Source organism: Streptomyces microflavus, assembly GCF_014650075.1.
In the GTDB taxonomy this organism is placed as follows: domain Bacteria; phylum Actinomycetota; class Actinomycetes; order Streptomycetales; family Streptomycetaceae; genus Streptomyces; species Streptomyces microflavus.
In genome coordinates this window covers 101,020-121,006 of record NZ_BMUG01000012.1, presented here as the reverse complement: position 1 = coordinate 121,006, position 19,987 = coordinate 101,020, and the positions used below count along the sequence as shown (strand labels likewise).

The following is a 19,987-nucleotide window of genomic DNA, read 5'->3' as shown; positions in this document are numbered from 1 at the left end:
TGTATCCGCAACAGGGCTGCTCCGGGGGAGCGTTCCGGCGGTCGGTAGTGTCCGGTACATGCAAAACCGCCCCTCGCTGCCGCCGCGCCCGCCGCCCGTGGAGATCAGGTCCTGGCCCGACCGTGAGGCGATGCTCTCCGACCGGGCGCTGATCCTGGGCGCACTGGTGCGGATGCATGTGGGGCCGGGGCGGCTCGGCGTGCTGGTGATGTGGGCCGGGCTGGCCGCGTTCGGCTGGCTGCTGGTGGGGTCGGCGTTCGTCCTGTTCGAGCAGGCGCAGGACGTCTTCGGCGGGCTGGCCGGACTCCTGTCCCTGCTCCTCGGGGTGGGGGCGATGGTGCCGGGCACCGCCTTCGTCTGCCTCTACGTCGCCCGCGACCGGAAGGTCCGCGCGCTGCTCGTGGAGTGGGGTGCGCTGGACCGCGACCCGGAGCGTGACCGGGAACTGCGGCTGCCCGGGGTGAGCCTGGTGTGGCTGCTGCTGTCGTTCGCCCTGGGCGCGACGGGGCTGGCGCTCTGCGTGATCGGCCCGGCGAGCGCCCGGCCCGGCGACGACACGTACGGCACGGTCGCCCTGACCATGGGTCTGGGCATGGTCGCCTGGCTCACCGGACTCATCGGCGCCGTCAAGGCGTTGGCGCACCGCCGCTGGGTGCTGCGCGTCCTGACCGCGCCCGCCCCGGACCGGCTCACCCCAGCGGGTGGCCGATCAGCATCGTCGGAGCCCCGGCCACCCGGGTCAGGAACACCGTCGCCGAGTTCGGACCGCTGAGCTTCATCCGGCGGCGCAGCTCCTCCGGTTCGACCGCCGAGCCGCGCTTCTTGACGGTCAGTACACCCACCCCGCGCTCCCGCAGCAGCGCCTTCAGCTTCTTCAGGCCGAACGGCAGCCGGTCGGTGATCTCGTACCCGGCGACGTACGGGGAGGAGTACGGCTCGTCGCTCGTGATGTACGCGATCGTCTCGTCCACCAGCCGCCCGCCGCACCGCTCCACGACGTCGGCGACCAGATGGGCCCGGATCACCGCGCCGTCCGGCTCGTACAGATAGCGCCCGACCGGGCCCACCGGCGGGGCGGGCAGCGGGGCCGGGGCGGTGAGGGTGGCCCCGGACGGCAGCAGGGTGGCCCGGAACGAACCGGGTGCGAAGCCGTCGCCGTACCAGAGCACCGCCTCCTTCACATCGCCCCCGTCGGAGATCCACTCCGCCTCGGCCTCCGGCCCGATCGCCTCGTGGGGGACGCCCGGGGCGATCTTCAGCGCGGCCCGGGGCGCCTTGAGCGCGGCGGCCGTCGCCCAGGACAGCGGCGGTGAGTAGGCCTCCGGGTCGAAGATCCTGCCCCGGCCGCCGCGCCGGGCGGGGTCCACGAAGACGGCGTCGTACGGGGAGGTGTCGATCTCCGTGACGTCGGCGCACCGCACCTCGATCAGCGCGGCGAGCCCGAGCGCCTCGGCGTTGGCGCGGGCCACCTCGGCGGTGAGCGGGTCGCGGTCCACGGCGAGGACGGCGATCCCGGCGCGGGCCAGCGCGATGGCGTCGCCGCCGATGCCGCAGCACAGGTCCGCCACGCTCCGCACGCCGAGCCCGGCGAACCGGGCGGCGCGGTGGGTGGCGACCGAGGTCCGGGTGGCCTGCTCGACGCCGTTGGGCGTGAAGTACATGCGGTACGCGTCCTCGGCCCCGAACTTGGCCACCGCCCGCTGCCGCAGCCGGGCCTGGCCCAGGGCGGCCGACACCAGCTCCGCCGGGTGCGTGCGGCGCAGCCGGGTCGCGGTGGCCAGCTCCTCGGCGGGGTCGTGGTCCCGCAGCTCGGCCAGCAGGTGCTCGCCCTCGGGGGTGCGCAGGGCGGCGAAGGCGGCGCGGGCGGGGTCGTCGGCCGGGGCGGCGGGGGTCGATGCGTTCACCCGGCCCATTGTCGCCGGTGCGCGGACGGGGGCCCCTATGGGGCGACGCGCGTCCCTGTAGGCCGACGCGGGCGCCCATGGGCCGGTCGGGGGACGGGTCCGGTCCCCTCGCGGTGTCGGGGCTGGAGGCGGGCTGGTGGCTGGCAGGATGCGGCGCCATGCAGCTAGTACGACAAAAAGGAAAATCACCCATGAAGCGGCACCGGCCGGTCTCCGTCGTGCTGGCGGCCCTCCTGGCCGCCACCGTCACCTCGGCCTGCGCGTCGGAGACGGCCGGCGGCGGTACGGGAGCCCCTGGCGGACCGGCGAAGCCCGCCGCCGGACAGCAGGGCGAGGCCGCCCAGCAGGCCGGGCCCGCCCGCGCCCTGGACACGTACGCCGAGCAACTCAAGAAGAAGCAGGCCGCACGGGCCGTCGCCGCGAAGAAGTGGGGCCTGGCAAAGGTGCCGCTCGCTGCCCCCGAACCGCCGAAGGTGAAGCCGCGCATCACCACCCGCAAGGGGTTCGAGGTCCGGGACGACGAGGGGCTGCCGCCCGTCTTCACCACCGTCCCCACCAAGGAGAAGATCGTCTTCCTCACCATGGACGACGGGGCGGAGAAGGACCCCGCGCTGCTGCGGATGATGACCGAACTCGACATCCCGTACAGCGCGTTCCTCAGTGACTACGTCACCAACGACGACTACGGCTACTTCAAGAAGATGCAGCAGCGCGGGGTGGTCATCAGCAACCACACGCTCAACCACCGCTATCTGCCCGGCCTCTCCTACGCCGAGCAGAAGCGGGAGATCTGCGGCCAGCAGGAGAAGATCCTCAAGAACTACGGGAAGCGGCCCACCCTCTTCCGCCCGCCCTACGGGAACTACAACCGCGACACCCTCGTCGTCGCCAAGTCCTGCGGCATCACCGCCGTACCCCTGTGGTCCGCCGAGGCCTTCGCCGACCACATGGAGTGGCGCGAGTGGGACCGGGACCTGCACCCCGGCGACATCGTCCTCACCCACTTCCGGGGCAAGGGCGACTGGAAGGGCACCATGCCCGACATGATCCGCCTGGTCATGAAGACCATCACGGACAAGGGGTACGCGGTGGCGAAGCTGGAGGACTACGTCTGATCCCCGCCCGCCCGACGTCCTGATCCCCGACCGGCGTACGGCCCCGAATGCGCGCTCAGCCCCCGCTGCGCGCGCATTCCTCGCTGTCGCCCCCGCTGCGGCAGGGCGGGGGGTTCCAGGCGGGGGCCGGGGGCGCGTCGACGTCGGCCCGGGACACGGACGTCAAGGTCAACGTGCACAGGGCCACGGCCACGAGCACCTGGATGCCGCCCGCCCAGTACCACCGGTCACGCAGCAGCATGGCGGCGAGGACGACGACCACGAGGGCCAGGACGCCGAACGCGATGGTGGGGACCCAGTCGGTCTCCGCTCCGGAGTCGGAGGCCGAGGGCGCGCCGCTGTCGACGGGCGCATGGGACCGCCCCAGGCCGCGCAGCCCCAGCCATACCAGCAGCACGGCGAGGACGACCGCCTCGGAGATCGTGAGCAGCAGGCCCACGGCGGGATCGGCGCAGCCGCCGGGCCGCTCGTCCGGGGCCCGCTCCGCCGGTCTTCCGGGCAGGTCGCTCTCGGGATGCGTCATCTCCGTACCGTCGTACGGAACACCCGGCTCCGCCCCCGCGTTGTCCGGACGGTGATCCGACGGAGCCCCGATCGAGACGGCGCGAGGGTGGTGAATTGGCACTCCGCTTGACCGAGTGCTAATCGCGGTCATAGTCTCGGGTCTGGCACTCCCCCCTGGAGAGTGCCAGCACCACACTGTGCGACAGGGCAGGTCCGGCACCCGCGACGACGGATCGGTCTGGTCGCCGCCCAATGACTGCTAAACCCCGTGAGATCTCCGAAGGGGGAGACCGGATCGTGTCGACCACCAGCTCCAAGGTTGCGATCAAGCCGCTTGAGGACCGCATTGTGGTCCAGCCGCTCGACGCCGAGCAGACCACGGCTTCCGGCCTGGTCATTCCGGACACCGCGAAGGAGAAGCCCCAGGAGGGCGTCGTCCTCGCCGTGGGCCCGGGCCGCTTCGAGAACGGCGAGCGTCTTCCGCTCGACGTCAAGACCGGCGACGTCGTCCTGTACAGCAAGTACGGCGGCACCGAGGTGAAGTACAACGGCGAGGAGTACCTCGTCCTCTCGGCCCGCGACGTTCTCGCGATCGTCGAGAAGTAATTCACCCACGTTTGCTTGTGTTCTGCGCCCCTGGCCCCCTGCGAAATAACTAGCCGGGCGGCGAGGGGCGCAGTTCGTCCGAGAGGGAAGTACAGCCCATGGCGAAGATTCTGAAGTTCGACGAGGACGCCCGTCGCGCCCTTGAGCGCGGCGTCAACAAGCTTGCCGACACGGTCAAGGTGACGATCGGCCCCAAGGGCCGCAACGTCGTCATCGACAAGAAGTTCGGCGCACCCACCATCACCAACGACGGCGTCACCATCGCGCGCGAGGTCGAGCTCGACGACCCGTACGAGAACCTCGGTGCCCAGCTCGTCAAGGAGGTGGCGACCAAGACCAACGACGTAGCGGGTGACGGCACCACCACCGCGACCGTCCTGGCCCAGGCGCTCGTCCGCGAGGGCCTGCGCAACGTCGCCGCGGGCGCCTCCCCGGCCGCCCTGAAGAAGGGCATCGACGCCGCGGTCAAGGCCGTGTCCGAGGAGCTCCTCGCGACCGCCCGCCCGATCGACGACAAGTCCGACATCGCCGCCGTGGCCGCGCTCTCCGCGCAGGACACCCAGGTCGGCGAGCTCATCGCGGACGCGATGGACAAGGTCGGCAAGGACGGTGTCATCACCGTCGAGGAGTCCAACACCTTCGGTCTGGACCTGGAGTTCACCGAGGGCATGGCCTTCGACAAGGGCTACCTGTCCCCGTACATGGTGTCCGACCAGGAGCGTATGGAGGCCGTCCTCGACGACCCGTACATCCTGATCCACCAGGGCAAGATCGGCTCCATCCAGGAGCTGCTCCCGCTCCTGGAGAAGGTCATCCAGGCCGGCGCCTCCAAGCCGCTCCTGATCATCGCCGAGGACGTCGAGGGCGAGGCGCTCTCCACCCTCGTCGTCAACAAGATCCGTGGCACCTTCAACGCCGTCGCGGTGAAGGCCCCGGGCTTCGGTGACCGCCGCAAGGCCATGCTCGGCGACATCGCCACCCTCACCGGTGCGACCGTCATCGCCGAAGAGGTCGGCCTCAAGCTCGACGGCGCCGGTCTCGATGTGCTGGGCACCGCCCGCCGCGTCACCGTCTCCAAGGACGACACGACCATCGTCGACGGCGGGGGCAACTCCGACGACGTCAAGGGCCGCGTCAACCAGATCAAGGCCGAGATCGAGTCCACGGACTCCGACTGGGACCGCGAGAAGCTCCAGGAGCGCCTCGCGAAGCTGGCCGGCGGCGTGTGCGTCATCCGCGTCGGTGCCGCCACCGAGGTGGAGCTCAAGGAGAAGAAGCACCGCCTTGAGGACGCCATCTCCGCCACCCGCGCCGCGGTCGAGGAGGGCATCGTCTCCGGCGGTGGCTCCGCTCTCGTCCACGCCGTGAAGGTCCTGGAGGGCAACCTCGGCAAGACCGGCGACGAGGCCACCGGTGTCGCGGTCGTCCGCCGCGCCGCCGTCGAGCCGCTGCGCTGGATCGCCGAGAACGCCGGCCTGGAGGGTTACGTCATCACCTCCAAGGTCTCCGAGCTCGACAAGGGCCAGGGCTTCAACGCCGCCACCGGCGAGTACGGCGACCTGGTCAAGGCCGGCGTCATCGACCCGGTCAAGGTCACCCGCTCCGCCCTGGAGAACGCCGCGTCCATCGCGTCGCTGCTGCTCACGACCGAGACCCTGGTCGTCGAGAAGCCGGCCGAGGATGAGGGCGACGCCGGTCACGGCGGCCACGGCCACTCCCACTAGTACGCGCAGTACCTTTCGGTACGCATGAGGCCCGGTACCCCCGTCGCGGGGGCACCGGGCCTCGGTGCGTTCCGGGCCTCCGCCCCGCCGCCTACGCCATGCGGGCCAGCCCGTCCGGGGTGACCGGGTCCGCGAACGGCAGCCCCTGGACGTAACGCGCCACCTCGTCCAGCGCGAAATCCCCCATGCGGTGGATCTCGTCCCCCAGGGAGCCCGCCACATGCGGGGTCAGCAGGACGTTCTCCAGGTCGTACAGCGGGGATCCGGCCGGCGGAACCTCCGGCTCCGTCACATCGAGGACCGCGTTCAGCCGCCCCGACACCAGCTCGGGCAGCAGCGCGTCCCCATCGATCAGCGAACCCCGCGAGGTGTTGACCAGCGTGGTGCCGTCCGCCATCGCCGCGAGCTGCGCGGCGCCGATCATGTGCCGGGTGGCGGGCAGCTCCGGCGCGTGGACCGAGACGACCCGGCTGCGGGCGCAGAGCTCGTCGAGCCCCACCTTCACCGCGCCGAGGCGGGCCGCCGCCCCCGTGTCCACGTACGGATCGAAGAGCAGGACGTCCAGGTCGAACGGGCGCAGCAGCTCGATCACCCGGCGGCCGATCCGCGAGGCGCCCACGATCCCCACGCACCGCCGGTAGTTGCCGTGCCCCTCCAGCTCCGCCCGCCAGTCGTGCGGGGCGCGGAGCTGCCGGTAGCGGTGGGCGGTGCCCAGGACGTTCTTCCCGGCGAACAGGATCGCGGCCAGCGTGTACTCGGCGACCGGCAGCGCGTTCGCCGAGGCCGCCGAGGTGACCTGGATACCCCGATCCCAGCAGGCCGGAGTGATGTGGTGCTTGACGCTCCCGGCCGCGTGCACGACGGCCCGCAGCCGGGGGGCGGCGGCGAGGACACCGGCGGTGAGCGGGGGCGCGCCCCAGCAGGTGATGAGCAGCTCCGCCCCGGCGAGCGCGGCCGCGACCCCGGGCTCCGGATCGGTCAGCCGGTGGGCGACCAGCGCCGGGTCGGTGTCCACGAGCGCGGTGAGCCGCTCCCGCTGTACGGGGGTGAAGAGGCGTTCCGCGATGCCGGGGCCCATGGAGAGAAGGGCCTTGGGAGTGGTCATTTGACGCTCCCCGCGGTCAGACCGGCCTTCCAGTGCCGCTGGAGCACGACGAAGGCGACGATCAGCGGGGTGACGGCGAGCAGGGAGCCGGTGACGACCATCGGGTAGAAGGCGGGGTCGGCGTTGGCGTTGCTGTGCCAGTTGTAGAGGCCCAGGCTCAGCGGGTAGAGGTCCTTGTCCGAGAGCATCACCAGCGGGAGGAAGAAGTTGTTCCAGATCGCGGTGAACTGGAAGAGGAAGACCGTCACGAAGCCCGGCATGACCATGCGCAGACCGACCGACCAGAAGGTCCGCAGCTCACCGGCCCCGTCGATCCGGGCGGCCTCCAGGACCTCGTCGGGGATGTAGCCCGCGCTGAAGATCCGCGACAGGTACACGCCGAACGGGTTGACCAGCGCCGGGATCAGCACCGCCCAGTAGGTGTTGACGGTGCCGGTCTCGACGGCCAGCAGGTACAGCGGCAGGGACAGGGCGGTGGAGGGCAGCAGCACGCCCAGCAGCACCAGGGCGAACAGCTTCTCCTTGCCCCGGAAGCGGTACTTGTCGAAGGCGTACCCGGCGGCGACGCTCACCAGCGAACAGCCCAGCGCCCCGACGCCCGCGTACAGCAGGGAGTTGCCGTACCAGCGGAAGTAGATCCCGTCCTGGTAGGACGTCAGCTCCGACAGGTTGTGCGCGAGGTCGAAGCCCTCGAAGGAGAAGACGTCACCGCCCAGCAGGTTCCCGGCGTCCTTGGTGGCGGCGGTGAGCAGCCAGATCAGCGGGAAGAGCGTGTAGAGGGCGGCGATCAGGAGCACGCCGTTGACCGCGGTCTTCGACAGCCACCGGTTCTTGGTGCCGGAGGTCATGGCCGTGCCTCCTTCCGGTTGGTGAAGCGGGTGACGGCGAAGGAGAGCACGGCGGCGACGAGGGCGATGAGGACGGAGGCCGCTGCCGCGAGGCCGTAGTCGTTGCGCTCGAACGCGGCGCTGTAGGCGTACATGTTCGGGGTCCAGGTGCTCGTCACCGCGGAGCCCGAGCCGCGGCTGAGGATCAGGGGTTCGGTGAACAGCTGGAGCGAGCCGATGATCGTGAAGAGCAGCACCATCACCAGGGAGGAGCGGATCAGGGGGAGCTTGATGGAGAAGGCGATCCGCCAGTTGCCCGCGCCGTCCACGGTCGCGGCCTCCAGCAGCGAGCGGTCCACGGCCTGGAGCGCGGCGTAGAAGATCACCACGTTGTAGCCGAGCCACTCCCACAGCGCGATGTTCACGATGGAGGGGAGCGTGCCCTCGGAGGAGAAGAAGTCGAAGCCGATCCCGCCCGCCTCCATCGCGGCGACGACGGGGGAGAGCTGCGGTGTGTAGAGGTAGATCCAGATCAGCGCGGCGATCAGGCCGGGGATGGCGTGCGGCAGGAACAGCGCCAGCTGGAAGAAGCGGCGGGCGCGGGCCAGGGCGGTGTCCAGGAGCAGGGCCAGGACGATCGCGCCGCCGCCCATCAGCGGGATGTAGAAGGCGCAGTAGCCGAGCAGCACCCAGAAGCCCTCGCGGAACGCCTGGTCGCCCAGGGCCGCCGCGTAGTTGCCGAGCCCGTCGAAGACGGTACGCGGACCGTCGAAGCCGAGGCCGGACTGCTTCTCGGTGAAGAGGCTGAGCCAGAGCGCGTAGGCGACCGGGACGATCATCGCCACGGTGAAGAGGGCGAAGAAGGGGGCGAGGAGGGTGCCCGCCGCCAGCCGGGTCCGGGCCCGTGAGCTGAGGGCCTTCGAGGGGTGGCCCTGTGAACTGGGCGCTTTCGCCGGGCGCTCCTGTGAGCTGGGCGCTTCGGGCGGGCGCCCCTGTGAGCTCGGCGCCTCCGGTGGACGTCCTCCGTCGTTGCCGCTTGCGGGACGGGGTGCGCCGCTCATGACGGGTCCTCCACCTTCAGGCCGCGCTTCCTCAGGTCGGCGACCGTGGCGTCATGGGCCCGCCTGATCGCGTCCGGGAGCGTCGCGCCGCCGCCGGCCACCTCGCCGAGCGCGTCGCCCAGCGCCGAGTTGGTGGCCCCGGGGCTCGGGCCCCACACCCAGTCGGGCCCGATGGAGGCGCCCGCCTCCTCGAAGAGCCCGTACAGGTCCTGGCCTCCGTAGAAGCTCGTGTCGAAGGCCTTCTTCGCGATCGGCACCATGGCGGGGGAGGCGGGCAGGGCGCTCGACGTGCTCGCCCCGATCCGGGCGTTGATCGCGTCCTCGTGAGTCGACATCCACAGCGCGAACTCGACGGCGGCCTCGGTCTTGGAGCTGCCCTTGCTGACGGCGAACGTGGAGCCGCCGATCATCCCGCTGGCCGGCCGGTCCGCCTCCCAGGACGGCAGCCGCACCGCCGCCCACTTGCCCTTCTGCTCGGGCACGATGCCCGCGAGCACGCCCGCGCCCCAGGAGGCCCCGAGGTAGCCGACGGTGGTGCCCTGCTTGAGGGAGCCGGTCCACTCGGGGCTGAACGAGGAGGCGGTGGAGACGAGCCGGTCGTCGATCATGCCCTGCCAGTACGCGGCGGTGCGGGCGGAGGCGGGGTCGGTGGTGTGGACCCGCCAGGCGTCGGTGTCGGCCCGGAACCACTGCGCGCCCGCCTGCCACGCCATGGCCTGGAAGAACGTCGGGTCGTCGGGGAAGAAGGTGGCGATCCGGGTCCTCGGCCCGGCCTTCCGCACCTGCTTGGCCGCCTCGCGGAACCCGTCCCAGGTGGTGGGCGGGGTGATGCCGTGCTCGGTGAAGAAGTCCTTGCGGTAGTAGAAGACCTGGGGCGCCGCGTCGAACGGGACCGCCCAGTTCCTGCCGCCGAGCGTGGTCATCTCGATGGTCTGCGGCAGGAACTTCTTCTTGATGTCCTCGGTCAGATAGCCGCTGATGTCCTGGAGCGAGCCCTGGCTGACGAACGCGGACAGCTGCGGATACTCGATGGAGAGCAGGTCGGGGGCGATGCCCGCCTTCACCGCGTTGGCGATCTTCGGATAGCCGCCGAGACCGCCGGACGGTATCTCCTCGAACTCCACCTTTATCGTGTCGTGGGTCGCGTTGAACGCGTCCACCACCTCCTGCGACCCCCTGGTCCATGCCCAGAAGGACACGGTCACCGGGTCGTCGGCGGTACCTCGGGCGCGGGAGTCGTCGGCGCCGCCGCACGCCGTGACAACGGCGAGGGCGGTGGCGGCGCCGACCAGCGCATGGACGGAACGGGACCAACTGCGGCTCACGGCATGGCTCCTGTACGGACGTGACGACGGTACGAGCGGGTAGCCGCGATATTTCGATCCCTCCTGAGCGAAGTCAAGAGCGAAAGATTGAATGATCGAATAATGATCGATTCAAGAAGGTGTGAAGGGGGTCATACCGTCGCCAGACGGTCGGCTTCCTCCGCCCCCGGCCGACCGCAGGACCCCCGCACCCGCAAGGCCGGCAGCAGCGCCACATGACGCCGGGGCGCGGCCCCCTCGCCGCCCGGGTACCGGTGCCCGGACAGCCGCTCCACCAGCAGCTCCGCCGCGCACCGCCCGACCTCCCGCTTGGGCGGGGCCACCGCGCTGAGCGGGGTGTCGGCGAGCGCGGCCACCTCGTCGTCGTACGTGACCAGCGCCAGGTCACCGGGGACCCGCACCCCCAGCTCGGCCAGGCGGCGCACCATGCGGATGGCGTCCTCGTCGTTGTGCATCAGCACCGAACTCGCCCGCCCCTCGCGCACCGCGTCCCGCACGGCCAGCGCCGACCGCTCGAAGAGGGCGGGGTCGCGGTCGTCGGAGACGGCGGCGACCAGCGGTTCGGTCCCGGCCAGGCCCAGGGTCTCCAGCGCCCGCCCGTAACCGGCGCGTACCGCCCGGGCGGTGGGGCTGTCCGTCCGCGCGACCAGCATCGGCGTCCCGTGCCCCAGCCGCACCAGATGCCGTACGGCGAGGAGGACCCCGTGAGCGTGGTCGGAGCCGACCCGGTCAAGACCCTCCAGCGGACCGCCGGGCTCCCCTTCCCGCTCCACCAGCACCTTCTCGACCGGCAGCCGCGCGATCCAGTCGCTGTAGCGCGCGGGGTGCTCGGGCTCCGTCCAGCTCGGCGCCAGCAGCAGCCCCTGGGCCCCGGCCGCCAGCAGCCCGGCGGCGTGCGCGGCGTCGTCCTCGGGGCGGTAGTCGGTGACCCGCAGGATCAGCCGGGCGCCGAGCCGGGCGGCCGCCTCGTGGGCGCCCCGGATGACCTCGGCGAAGTAGTACGCGGCCGCCGGGGCGAGCATCCCGATCACCGGGCCGCCGCCCACCGGCGTACCGGCCGGACCCCGGTCGGCGGGCCAGGACACCGAACCGTGCGTCCGCTCCAGGAGCCCTCTGGAGGCCAGCGCCTCGACATCGCGCCGGGCCGTGACCACCGAGACACCGAGGCGCCCCGCCAGGTCCGACACCCGTACGGTCCCGCGCTCGCGGACCAGGTTCAGCAGCCGGTCATGTCGTTCGGCTCCACCTTCGCGCACGGTGACAGCCCCCCTTGAGCAGAATGATCGAACCATGAGTGATGGCCGATCATTCGATCACAACGCGGCGGCACGGGGGAGGGGGTGCGCCGACCTGCACGGCCCGACCCGCTTACTGGGGCCCGTACTTGCGCCCCGTACGCGAGGTGACCCCGCCCAGCAGACCGCGCGGGGTCACCTTCACCAGCCCCATCAGCGCCTTGTAGCGCGGGTCCGGGACCGACACCGACTTGCCCCGGGCCAGATCCGCCAGGGCCGTCGCCACCAGCTTGTCGGCGTCCAGCCACATCCACCCCGGGATGTTGCCGGTGCCCATCCCGGCCCGCTCGTGGAACTCCGTACGGACGAAGCCGGGGCACAGCGCCATCAGCCGCACCCCCGACCCGGCCAGGTCCTTCGCCGCTCCCTGGGTGAACTGCACGACCCACGCCTTGGACGCCCCGTACGTGCCGCGCGGTACGAACGCCGCCACCGACGCCACGTTGATCACCCCGCCCCGGCCGCGCTCCTTCATGCCCGTGGTGGCGGCCGAGGTCAGTCGCAGCACCGCCTCGCAGTGCACCTTCAGCATCGTCAGCTCATCGGCCATGGGCACTTCCAGGTAGCGCCCCTTGTTGCCGAACCCCGCGTTGTTGACCAGCAGGTCGACCGGGTGGGTGCGGTCCGCGAGCCGCTTCGCGACCGCCTCGATCCCGGCGTCCGTGGACAGGTCCGCGCTCAGCACCTCGGCCTCGATGCCGTGCCGGTCGTGGAGTTCGGTGGCCTGCTCGCGCAGCCGGGCGGTGTCCCGGGCCACCAGCACCAGGTTGTGCCCCTGGCTCGCGAGCCGGCGCGCGAAGGCCGCCCCGATGCCCGCCGTCGCGCCCGTAATCAGTGCTGTCGTCATACGCGGCACGTTAGTGCCCCGCGCGCGCCCCGGAACCACCGCCTCGGGCCACGTACTCCCGGGCCTTGTGCAGCGCCTCCGGGTGCAGTGCCGACGCTGCGACCAGCAGGGAGGGCAGCAGGGTGCGCTCGGTCGTCACGGCCCGGAACTGCAGGGCCGCGGTGATCCCGTGGTCCGGGCGGTGCACGATCTCGACGGGGTCCCCGGCCCGGATCGTGCCCGGCTCGACGACCCGCAGATACGCGCCGGTGACCGCCTCCTGGGTGAACCGCCGCACCCACTTCTCCTCCCCGATGTGGTCGGCGAAGGTCCGGCACGGGATGCGTCCGGAGGTCACCTCCAGGAGCAGCTCCGCCCCCACCCGCCAGCGCTCACCGATCAGCGCGCCGCTCACATCGACGCCGAGGGTGGTGAGGTTCTCGCCGAAGGACCCGTTCGCCAGCTCCCGGCCGCCGAGCTGCCGCTCCCAGGCGTCCAGCTCCTCCCGGGCGAAGGCGTACACGGCCTGGTCGCTGCCGCCGTGGTTGCGCAGGTCGCAGACCGCGTCCCCGGCGAGCCCGCTGCCGCCCGTCCCCTTGGGGCCGGGATCGGAGACCCGCACGGCCCCCTCGAACGGCCGCTTGTCGATCCCGGACAGACCGCCGGGGCCACCCGCGGACGGGAGGGGAGCGGGGCGGCCTACATTCACACTCAGCAATCTCATGCGGTCACGCTAATGGCTCAGCCCTCAAAGGGGTACGTCATTAGTTCGCCTCCTATCCAAGAACCTCTTATGGTGGACGGGTGATCGAAGCACGCCACCTCCGCGTCCTGCGCGCCGTCTCCACCACCGGCTCGTTCTCCGCCGCCGCCCGCGAACTCGGCTGCACCCAGCCCGCGGTGAGCCAGCAGATGAAGGCCCTGGAGTCCTCCGCCGGCACCACCCTGCTGATCCGCACCGGGCGCGAGATGCGCCTCACCCAGGCGGGCGAGGCGCTGGTGCGGCACGCCTCCGGCATCCTCGCCGGGCTGACCGCCGCGGAGGAGGAGGTCGCCGCCATCGCCGGACTGCGGGCCGGCCGGGTCCGGCTGGTCTCCTTCCCGAGCGGCAGCTCCACCCTGGTCCCCGGCGCCCTGGCGGCCCTGCGGGCCGAGCACCCCGGGACCCGGGTCTCGCTGGTGGAGGCGGAGCCGCCGCGCTCGGTCGACCTGCTGCGCGACGGCGACTGCGACATCGCCCTGGCCTTCCGGTACGGAACGTCCGGCGGCGAATGGGACGACCTGGTGGTCCGGCCGCTGCTCACCGACCGGCTGATCGGCCTGGTCCCGGAGGGGCACCGGCTGGCGGGCGCGTCGAGCGTGGGTATCGACGAGCTGGCGGACGAGCCGTGGATCGCGGGCTGCCCGCGCTGCCGCCGTCAGCTGGTGGAGGTCTGCGAGGAGGCCGGCTTCACCCCCCGGATCGACTTCGCGACCGACGACTACCCGGCGGTGATGGGCCTGGTGGGGGCCGGACTCGGCGTGGCGGTCCTGCCGGAGCTCGCCGTCGAGTCGGTGCGGCCCAAGGGGGCGAGGACCGTCTCGGTGGAGCCCGCGATCGAGCGGGAGATCGTGGCGCTCACCCTGCCGGACCTGGCCCGGGTCCCGGCGGTGGCGGCCACCCTGGACCAGCTGGCCCGGGCAGCCGCCCGCTGAGACCCGCACGGCCGGGGGCCAGGGCGGCGGTGGCGGCGTCGGGACCGTATGGGGAAACGTTTCTGCGTTCGATGGGGACCGTTGGGTGTCAGGTCGGGCGGGAGCCCGTGGTGGCCGTGGTGACGCCCGAGGGCGCCGCGGTGATCAGCCGGGTCCTGGCCCGGCCCATGAGCTCTTCGCGCTCGTCCTCGGTCAGGCCGCCCCACACCCCGTAGGGCTCCCGTACGGCCAGGGCGTGGGCCGCGCACTCGGCGCGTACCGGGCACCGCATGCACACCTCCTTGGCGGAGGTCTCACGAGCGCTGCGGGCGGCGCCGCGCTCGCCTTCGGGATGGAAGAACAGGGAGCTGTCGACGCCTCGGCAGGCGGCCAGCAGCTGCCAGTCCCACAGGTCTGCGTTGGGTCCGGGAAGGCGGGAGAAATCTGCCATTGCTTGTCCCCTCGAAGCCATGCCGTGTCGGAAGCGGCATCCTCGACCGCCGGTGAACCGGCGGTCCGTGATCGGCGATCGTCTCTTCGGTGACCTGAGTCTCGACCGTACATCTGCGGTGCTAGTAGATGTAAATATGACTGTTTGCGAATCTAGCCACAGACACCCTTAAAAGGGAAGAAATCTCGCCAAATAGGGCAAGTCGGGGAGTGAAGATTCGGTTGACGGGTGAATCACCCGCGTCGCTCTCCTCCGTGCACGGGCCCTCACGTAGAGTGCCGAACCCGAAGGTCCGACCCGTAACTCTTTCGAGTGACCATCGTTAAGAGGGCGGATGCGGTTGACGGAGAACGAGCTCGGGCACATGTCCGAAGGGGTCAACCGCACAGGTGACGACTTGTATCAGCCTGGAGGCTCAAGGTGACGCGCATCAGCTGCGGAGGACGGTCATGACATCCGTCCTCGTCTGCGACGACTCCCCGCTTGCCCGAGAAGCGCTCCGTCGCGCGGTGGCCACCGTGCCCGGTGTCGAGCGCGTGACCACGGCGGCCAACGGCGAGGAAGTCCTCCGCCGCTGGGGGGCCGACCGTTCGGATCTGATTCTGATGGACGTACGCATGCCCGGTCTGGGGGGTGTGGAGACGGTCCGGCGGCTGCTCTCCGCCGACCCCGGGGCCCGGATCATCATGCTGACCGTCGCCGAGGACCTGGACGGGGTCGCGCTCGCGGTCGCCGCCGGTGCCCGCGGCTATCTGCACAAGGACGCCTCGCGCGCCGAACTGCGGGCCACCGTCACCCAGGCGCTGGCCGACCCGACGTGGCGGCTCGCCCCGCGCCGGCTGCGGTCCGCCGAGATGGGGGCGGCCCCGACGCTCACCGCGCGGGAGATCCAGGTGCTCGAAGGGATGAGCCACGGCCGCTCCAACGCGGAGATCGGCCGTGAGCTGTTCCTCTCCGAGGACACGGTCAAGACCCACGCCAGGCGGCTGTTCAAGAAGCTCGGAGCCTCGGACCGCGCCCATGCGGTGGCCCTGGGATTCCGCTGGGGGCTGGTCCGCTGACGCCCGGCCCGGACCGCCCCCGTCCGCAGACCGGCGGACGGGGAGACGGGACGGGTCACCAGCGGTACGACCCCGGATCCGGGCGCCCGCCGACGGCGCCATGTGACGCTTCCCGGCCGATGACGCATCCTTGAGTCGTGGAGTTCCTCAGGAACGATTCGGTCGAGCGGAAGGGGAGGGCGCAGGACATGACATCCGGCGCACCCGCTCATAACGCTTCGGTGCACAACTCGGGACGCGATGGAGCGGACCCTGCGGCATCAGGGCACCATGGTCCGATGCGCGACGACGAAACCACGGTGATCGGTGCTCTGGTGCACCGCGCCGTCGACGGCGACGCGCAGGCCACTCACGATCTGCTGGCCCATGTCCATCCCCTGGCCCTGCGCTACTGCCGCTCCCGGCTCAACCGTCTGCCCGGTGATGCTCGCCACTTCGTGGAGGACCTCGCACAGGAGGTCTGCGTCGCCGTGCTGATGGCGCTGCCGCGCTACAAGGACACCGGCAGGCCCTTCGAAGCCTTCGTCTTCGCCATCGCCGGCCACAAGGTCGCCGACCTCCAGCGCGCCGCGATGCGCCACCCGGGATCGACCGCCGTCCCCTCCGACGAGATGCCGGAGCGCCCCGACGACTCCCTCGGCCCGGAGGAGCGCGCCCTGCTCAGCAGCGACGCCGCCTGGGCCAAGAAGCTCCTCGCCAACCTCCCGGAGAGCCAGCGCGAGCTGCTGGTGCTGCGGGTCGCGGTCGGACTGACCGCCGAGGAGACCGGGCGGATGCTCGGCATGTCCCCGGGCGCGGTCCGGGTCGCCCAGCACCGGGCGCTCAGCCGCCTGCGGGCGCTCGCCGAGCAGTAGGGACACCCGCGCGGGGTGTCCCGCAGAAAGCTTGCGGCGTCCCGTAGAAAGCTACAGAACGCCCAACTGATCTTGATCGTGGAATGAGACACCCGTGGAGCCCGTTAGCATGGACATCCGCACCGATCAAGACCATTTGGGGAAGGTGTCATGACTGCAAACGTCGACGGAGTGCCTGAGAAATTCGCAACGCTCGGGCTGACATACGACGACGTGCTGCTGCTGCCGGGCGCGTCCGAGGTCCTGCCCAACGCGGTCGACACCTCGTCCCTCATCTCGCGGAACGTACGGGTGAACATTCCCCTGCTGTCGGCGGCCATGGACAAGGTGACCGAGTCCCGGATGGCCATCGCGATGGCCCGTCAGGGCGGCGTCGGCGTACTGCACCGCAACCTCTCGATCGAGGACCAGGTCAACCAGGTCGACCTGGTCAAGCGGTCCGAGTCCGGCATGGTCACCGACCCGATCACCGTGCACCCCGACGCCACGCTCGGCGAGGCGGACGCGCTCTGCGCGAAGTTCCGCATCAGCGGCGTGCCGGTCACCGACCCCGCGGGCAAGCTCCTCGGCATCGTGACCAACCGTGACATGGCCTTCGAGTCGGACCGCTCGCGCCAGGTGCGCGAGGTCATGACGCCGATGCCGCTCGTCACCGGCCGGGTCGGGATCTCCGGCGTGGAGGCCATGGAGCTGCTGCGCCGCCACAAGATCGAGAAGCTGCCGCTGGTCGACGAGGCCGGGATCCTCAAGGGCCTCATCACGGTCAAGGACTTCAAGAAGGCCGAGCAGTACCCCAACGCCGCCAAGGACGCCGAAGGCCGTCTGCTGGTCGGTGCGGCCGTCGGTGCCAGCCCCGAGGCGCTGGACCGCGCCCAGGCGCTCGCCTCCGCCGGGGTCGACTTCCTGATCGTCGACACCTCGCACGGCCACAACAGCAACGCCCTCGACTGGATGGCGAAGATCAAGTCGAGCGTCGCCATCGACGTCATCGGCGGCAACGTCGCCACCCGCGACGGCGCCCAGGCGCTGATCGACGCCGGTGTCGACGGGGTGAAGGTCGGCGTCGGACCCGGCTCGATCTGTACCACCCGCGTGGTCGCCGGTATCGGCGTCCCGCAGGTCACCGCGATCTACGAGGCCGCGCTCGCCGCCCGTGCCGCGGGCGTCCCGGTCATCGGCGACGGCGGCCTCCAGTACTCCGGCGACATCGGCAAGGCGCTCGCCGCCGGCGCGGACAGCGTGATGCTGGGCAGCCTCCTCGCCGGCTGCGAGGAGTCCCCGGGCGAGCTGATGTTCATCAACGGCAAGCAGTTCAAGTCGTACCGGGGCATGGGTTCGCTGGGCGCCATGCAGTCCCGCGGCCAGGGCCGTTCGTACTCCAAGGACCGCTACTTCCAGGCCGAGGTCTCCTCGGACGACAAGCTCGTCCCCGAGGGCATCGAGGGCCAGGTGCCCTACCGAGGCCCGCTCGCCAACGTCCTGCACCAGCTGGTCGGCGGCCTCCGCCAGACCATGGGCTACGTCGGCGCGGAGTCCGTGGACCAGATGGAGAGCAAGGGCCGCTTCGTCCGGATCACCTCGGCGGGTCTCAAGGAGAGCCACCCGCACGACATCCAGATGACGGTGGAAGCACCGAACTACAGCCGGAAGTAACGCAGGAAGTAACGCGTCACCGCAGGTGAGGGGCGGACCGGAGTTCCCGGTACCGCCCCTCAGGCGCGTGTCGGGGATACTGGTCAGCGCAGACGTAGAGGGAAAGGCCACACATCGTGACTGAGATCGAGATCGGGCGCGGCAAGCGCGGCCGCCGGGCTTACGCATTCGACGACATCGCTGTCGTACCGAGCCGCCGTACCCGGGACCCGAAGGAGGTCTCGATCGCCTGGCAGATCGACGCCTACCGTTTCGAGCTGCCGTTCCTGGCCGCTCCCATGGACTCCGTGGTCTCCCCGCAGCACGCCATCCGCATCGGTGAGCTCGGCGGACTGGGCGTCCTCAACCTGGAAGGGCTGTGGACCCGGCACGCCGACCCGCAGCCGCTGCTGGACGAGATCGCCGAGATGCCGGTCGAGGCCGCGACCCGCCGGCTCCAGGAGATCTACTCCGCCCCCATCCAGGAGGAGCTGATCGGGCAGCGCATCAAGGAGGTGCGCGACTCCGGTGTCGTCACCGCCGCCGCGCTCTCCCCGCAGCGCACCGCCCAGTTCTCCAAGGCCGTCGTCGACGCCGGGGTGGACATCTTCGTCATCCGCGGTACGACGGTCTCCGCCGAGCACGTCTCGGGTGCGGCCGAGCCGCTCAACCTGAAGCAGTTCATCTACGAGCTGGACGTCCCGGTCATCGTCGGCGGCTGCGCCACGTACACCGCCGCCCTGCACCTCATGCGCACCGGCGCGGCCGGTGTCCTCGTCGGCTTCGGCGGCGGCGCCGCGCACACCACGCGCAACGTCTTCGGCATCCAGGTCCCGATGGCCACCGCCGTCGCGGACGTGGCCGGCGCCCGCCGCGACTACATGGACGAGTCCGGCGGCCGGTACGTGCACGTCATCGCCGACGGCGGCGTCGGCTGGTCCGGCGACCTGCCGAAGGCCATCGCCTGCGGTGCGGACGCCGTGATGATGGGCTCCCCGCTGGCCCGTGCGACGGACGCGCCGGGCCGCGGCCGCCACTGGGGCATGGAGGCCGTCCACGAGGACGTGCCGCGCGGCAAGCTGGTCGACCTCGGTTCGGTCGGGACGACGGAGGAGGTCCTCACCGGCCCCTCGCACACCCCGGACGGCTCGATGAACATCTTCGGCGCCCTGCGCCGCGCGATGGCCACCACCGGCTACAGCGACCTGAAGGAGTTCCAGCGCGTCGAGGTGACGGTGGCGGACTCGCAGCACCGCCGCTGACCCGCCCGTACGCGTCCCGTACATACGGAAGGGCCCGGACCGACGAACGGTCCGGGCCCTTCCGTATGGACCGACAGGGTGTCAGCCCGCCTTCTTGGCGCCACCGATCGCGGCCACGGCACCGAGGGCGAGGAAGAGGTACCGCATGAAGTCGGCATCTTCCTTCCAGACCTGCGTCACGGCGTCGAAGTGGTCGAGGAACACCTCGGAGAACGAGACCCTGGCGACGTCCGACATCACCATGGCGTAGCCGATGAGCTGGCCGAGGTAGACCGCGCCGATCGAGAAGACGGCGGCCGCCGCGATGGTCACCGGGTTGGCGCCGCCGAGCTTGGCGGCCGCGAAGCCGACGAGGAAGCCGACGCCGACCGCCGCGTAACCGATCTCGCGCTCGATCGAACCGAGGATCACGCCGTACAGGATGGCAGCGACGACCGCCGCGCCGAGGGCGACCAGTACACCGAGGGCCAGGTTGTTGCGGGCCGGGGGAGCCGGGGCGAACGGCGCTCCGCCGAACGGGCCGGGCTGCTGGCCCCCGAAGGGGTTGCCGGTGGGCGCCGGGGGCTGCTGGCCGTAGGGGTTGCCGGTCGGGGCGGGGGGCTGGTCGCCGTAGGGGTTGCCCGTGGGGGCGGCGGGGGCGCCGGCGTACGGGTTGCCGTCGGCGGGCTGGCCGCCGTACGGCTGCTGGGGCTGGTTAGGCGGCTGTACGGGCTGGCTCACGCTGGGTCTCCCCCTGGGGCGAAATGCGCAGGTGCGGTTCT

The 19,987-nt window shown here is 71.2% G+C and carries 20 protein-coding genes; 9 read left to right on the top strand and 11 right to left on the bottom strand.

Going from position 1 to position 19,987, the window contains the following annotated elements:
• Positions 1 to 58: 58 nt before the first annotated feature.
• The gene (locus IE264_RS30985; RefSeq protein WP_051821790.1) at positions 59 to 772 is read left to right on the top strand and encodes a hypothetical protein; all 714 of its coding nucleotides are present in this window, start codon (positions 59 to 61) and stop codon (positions 770 to 772) included.
• On the opposite strand, the gene IE264_RS30980 is transcribed toward IE264_RS30985, so the two are convergent.
• Complete coding sequence (locus IE264_RS30980; protein WP_032756382.1) at positions 690 to 1,913, bottom strand: THUMP-like domain-containing protein; 1,224 nt, start codon at positions 1,911 to 1,913, stop codon at positions 690 to 692. The genes IE264_RS30985 and IE264_RS30980 overlap by 83 nt on opposite strands.
• A gap of 182 nt (positions 1,914 to 2,095) precedes the next feature.
• Here IE264_RS30980 and IE264_RS30975 point away from each other — a divergent pair, with 182 nt between their 5' ends.
• Entirely contained in the window at positions 2,096 to 3,019 is a 924-nt protein-coding gene (locus IE264_RS30975) for a polysaccharide deacetylase family protein (protein ID WP_032756381.1), read from the top strand.
• A 55-nt stretch (positions 3,020 to 3,074) separates the two neighbouring features.
• Here the strand turns inward: IE264_RS30975 and IE264_RS30970 are convergent, their stop codons facing one another.
• Positions 3,075 to 3,542: a DUF6234 family protein gene (locus IE264_RS30970; protein WP_032756379.1), complete on the bottom strand. Its 468-nt coding sequence runs from the start codon at positions 3,540 to 3,542 to the stop codon at positions 3,075 to 3,077.
• Between the two features lie 278 nt (positions 3,543 to 3,820).
• Here IE264_RS30970 and groES point away from each other — a divergent pair, with 278 nt between their 5' ends.
• Both groES and groL read left to right on the top strand, forming a co-directional pair.
• Positions 3,821 to 4,129, top strand: coding sequence for a co-chaperone GroES (gene groES / locus IE264_RS30965; protein WP_003966899.1), 309 nt, complete (start codon positions 3,821 to 3,823; stop codon positions 4,127 to 4,129).
• Between the two features lie 98 nt (positions 4,130 to 4,227).
• Positions 4,228 to 5,853, top strand: coding sequence for a chaperonin GroEL (groL, locus tag IE264_RS30960; protein ID WP_015610787.1), 1,626 nt, complete (start codon positions 4,228 to 4,230; stop codon positions 5,851 to 5,853).
• Between the two features lie 91 nt (positions 5,854 to 5,944).
• Here the strand turns inward: groL and IE264_RS30955 are convergent, their stop codons facing one another.
• From IE264_RS30955 to IE264_RS30925, 7 genes are all read right to left on the bottom strand, one after another.
• Positions 5,945 to 6,958 carry a hydroxyacid dehydrogenase gene (locus tag IE264_RS30955; protein WP_015610788.1) on the bottom strand — a complete coding sequence of 338 codons (1,014 nt, stop codon included), beginning with the start codon at positions 6,956 to 6,958 and terminating at the stop codon, positions 5,945 to 5,947.
• A complete protein-coding gene (locus tag IE264_RS30950) occupies positions 6,955 to 7,806 on the bottom strand; it encodes a carbohydrate ABC transporter permease (protein ID WP_031127415.1) in 852 nt (283 codons plus the stop codon). Before IE264_RS30950 ends, IE264_RS30955 begins: the two co-directional genes overlap by 4 nt.
• Positions 7,803 to 8,846 carry a carbohydrate ABC transporter permease gene (locus IE264_RS30945; protein ID WP_229887854.1) on the bottom strand — a complete coding sequence of 348 codons (1,044 nt, stop codon included), beginning with the start codon at positions 8,844 to 8,846 and terminating at the stop codon, positions 7,803 to 7,805. The genes IE264_RS30950 and IE264_RS30945 overlap by 4 nt, the downstream gene beginning before the upstream one ends.
• Positions 8,843 to 10,171, bottom strand: coding sequence for an ABC transporter substrate-binding protein (locus tag IE264_RS30940; RefSeq protein WP_032756375.1), 1,329 nt, complete (start codon positions 10,169 to 10,171; stop codon positions 8,843 to 8,845). Before IE264_RS30940 ends, IE264_RS30945 begins: the two co-directional genes overlap by 4 nt.
• Before the next feature lie 131 nt (positions 10,172 to 10,302).
• Complete coding sequence (locus IE264_RS30935; protein ID WP_032756373.1) at positions 10,303 to 11,427, bottom strand: substrate-binding domain-containing protein; 1,125 nt, start codon at positions 11,425 to 11,427, stop codon at positions 10,303 to 10,305.
• A 112-nt stretch (positions 11,428 to 11,539) separates the two neighbouring features.
• On the bottom strand, positions 11,540 to 12,313 hold the full coding sequence (locus tag IE264_RS30930; protein WP_032756371.1) for an SDR family NAD(P)-dependent oxidoreductase: 774 nt from the start codon (positions 12,311 to 12,313) through the stop codon (positions 11,540 to 11,542).
• Positions 12,314 to 12,323: 10 nt separating this feature from the next.
• On the bottom strand, positions 12,324 to 13,016 hold the full coding sequence (locus tag IE264_RS30925; protein WP_032756368.1) for an MOSC domain-containing protein: 693 nt from the start codon (positions 13,014 to 13,016) through the stop codon (positions 12,324 to 12,326).
• Between the two features lie 80 nt (positions 13,017 to 13,096).
• Here IE264_RS30925 and IE264_RS30920 point away from each other — a divergent pair, with 80 nt between their 5' ends.
• On the top strand, positions 13,097 to 13,987 hold the full coding sequence (locus tag IE264_RS30920; RefSeq protein WP_015610795.1) for a LysR family transcriptional regulator: 891 nt from the start codon (positions 13,097 to 13,099) through the stop codon (positions 13,985 to 13,987).
• An 88-nt stretch (positions 13,988 to 14,075) separates the two neighbouring features.
• On the opposite strand, the gene IE264_RS30915 is transcribed toward IE264_RS30920, so the two are convergent.
• Positions 14,076 to 14,417 carry a WhiB family transcriptional regulator gene (locus IE264_RS30915; protein WP_015610796.1) on the bottom strand — a complete coding sequence of 114 codons (342 nt, stop codon included), beginning with the start codon at positions 14,415 to 14,417 and terminating at the stop codon, positions 14,076 to 14,078.
• A 449-nt stretch (positions 14,418 to 14,866) separates the two neighbouring features.
• Between IE264_RS30915 and IE264_RS30910 the strand changes: the two genes are divergently transcribed.
• From IE264_RS30910 to IE264_RS30895, 4 genes are all read left to right on the top strand, one after another.
• Positions 14,867 to 15,478, top strand: a complete 612-nt coding sequence (locus tag IE264_RS30910; protein WP_003948568.1) for a response regulator transcription factor — start codon at positions 14,867 to 14,869, stop codon at positions 15,476 to 15,478.
• A gap of 278 nt (positions 15,479 to 15,756) precedes the next feature.
• On the top strand, positions 15,757 to 16,332 hold the full coding sequence (locus IE264_RS30905) for a sigma-70 family RNA polymerase sigma factor (RefSeq protein ID WP_006126954.1): 576 nt from the start codon (positions 15,757 to 15,759) through the stop codon (positions 16,330 to 16,332).
• A 150-nt stretch (positions 16,333 to 16,482) separates the two neighbouring features.
• Positions 16,483 to 17,985: an IMP dehydrogenase gene (gene guaB, locus IE264_RS30900; RefSeq protein ID WP_032756366.1), complete on the top strand. Its 1,503-nt coding sequence runs from the start codon at positions 16,483 to 16,485 to the stop codon at positions 17,983 to 17,985.
• Between the two features lie 116 nt (positions 17,986 to 18,101).
• Positions 18,102 to 19,226, top strand: coding sequence for a GuaB3 family IMP dehydrogenase-related protein (locus IE264_RS30895; protein ID WP_015610798.1), 1,125 nt, complete (start codon positions 18,102 to 18,104; stop codon positions 19,224 to 19,226).
• A gap of 81 nt (positions 19,227 to 19,307) precedes the next feature.
• Here the strand turns inward: IE264_RS30895 and IE264_RS30890 are convergent, their stop codons facing one another.
• Positions 19,308 to 19,946, bottom strand: coding sequence for a hypothetical protein (locus IE264_RS30890; RefSeq protein ID WP_032756363.1), 639 nt, complete (start codon positions 19,944 to 19,946; stop codon positions 19,308 to 19,310).
• Positions 19,947 to 19,987: the final 41 nt, after the last annotated feature.

Bases quoted from the DNA above. Each gene is read 5' to 3' on its own strand.
- IE264_RS30945 (WP_229887854.1), bottom strand. From the start codon at position 8,846: ATGAGCGGCGCACCCCGTCCCGCAAGCGGCAACGACGGAGGACGTCCA.
- IE264_RS30980 (WP_032756382.1), bottom strand. From the start codon at position 1,913: ATGGGCCGGGTGAACGCATCGACCCCCGCCGCCCCGGCCGACGACCCC.
- IE264_RS30950 (WP_031127415.1), bottom strand. From the start codon at position 7,806: ATGACCTCCGGCACCAAGAACCGGTGGCTGTCGAAGACCGCGGTCAAC.
- groL (WP_015610787.1), top strand. From the start codon at position 4,228: ATGGCGAAGATTCTGAAGTTCGACGAGGACGCCCGTCGCGCCCTTGAG.
- IE264_RS30925 (WP_032756368.1), bottom strand. From the start codon at position 13,016: ATGAGATTGCTGAGTGTGAATGTAGGCCGCCCCGCTCCCCTCCCGTCC.
- IE264_RS30970 (WP_032756379.1), bottom strand. From the start codon at position 3,542: ATGACGCATCCCGAGAGCGACCTGCCCGGAAGACCGGCGGAGCGGGCC.
- IE264_RS30975 (WP_032756381.1), top strand. From the start codon at position 2,096: ATGAAGCGGCACCGGCCGGTCTCCGTCGTGCTGGCGGCCCTCCTGGCC.
- IE264_RS30905 (WP_006126954.1), top strand. From the start codon at position 15,757: ATGCGCGACGACGAAACCACGGTGATCGGTGCTCTGGTGCACCGCGCC.
- IE264_RS30985 (WP_051821790.1), top strand. From the start codon at position 59: ATGCAAAACCGCCCCTCGCTGCCGCCGCGCCCGCCGCCCGTGGAGATC.
- IE264_RS30930 (WP_032756371.1), bottom strand. From the start codon at position 12,313: ATGACGACAGCACTGATTACGGGCGCGACGGCGGGCATCGGGGCGGCC.
- IE264_RS30955 (WP_015610788.1), bottom strand. From the start codon at position 6,958: ATGACCACTCCCAAGGCCCTTCTCTCCATGGGCCCCGGCATCGCGGAA.
- guaB (WP_032756366.1), top strand. From the start codon at position 16,483: ATGACTGCAAACGTCGACGGAGTGCCTGAGAAATTCGCAACGCTCGGG.
- IE264_RS30915 (WP_015610796.1), bottom strand. From the start codon at position 14,417: ATGGCAGATTTCTCCCGCCTTCCCGGACCCAACGCAGACCTGTGGGAC.
- IE264_RS30910 (WP_003948568.1), top strand. From the start codon at position 14,867: ATGACATCCGTCCTCGTCTGCGACGACTCCCCGCTTGCCCGAGAAGCG.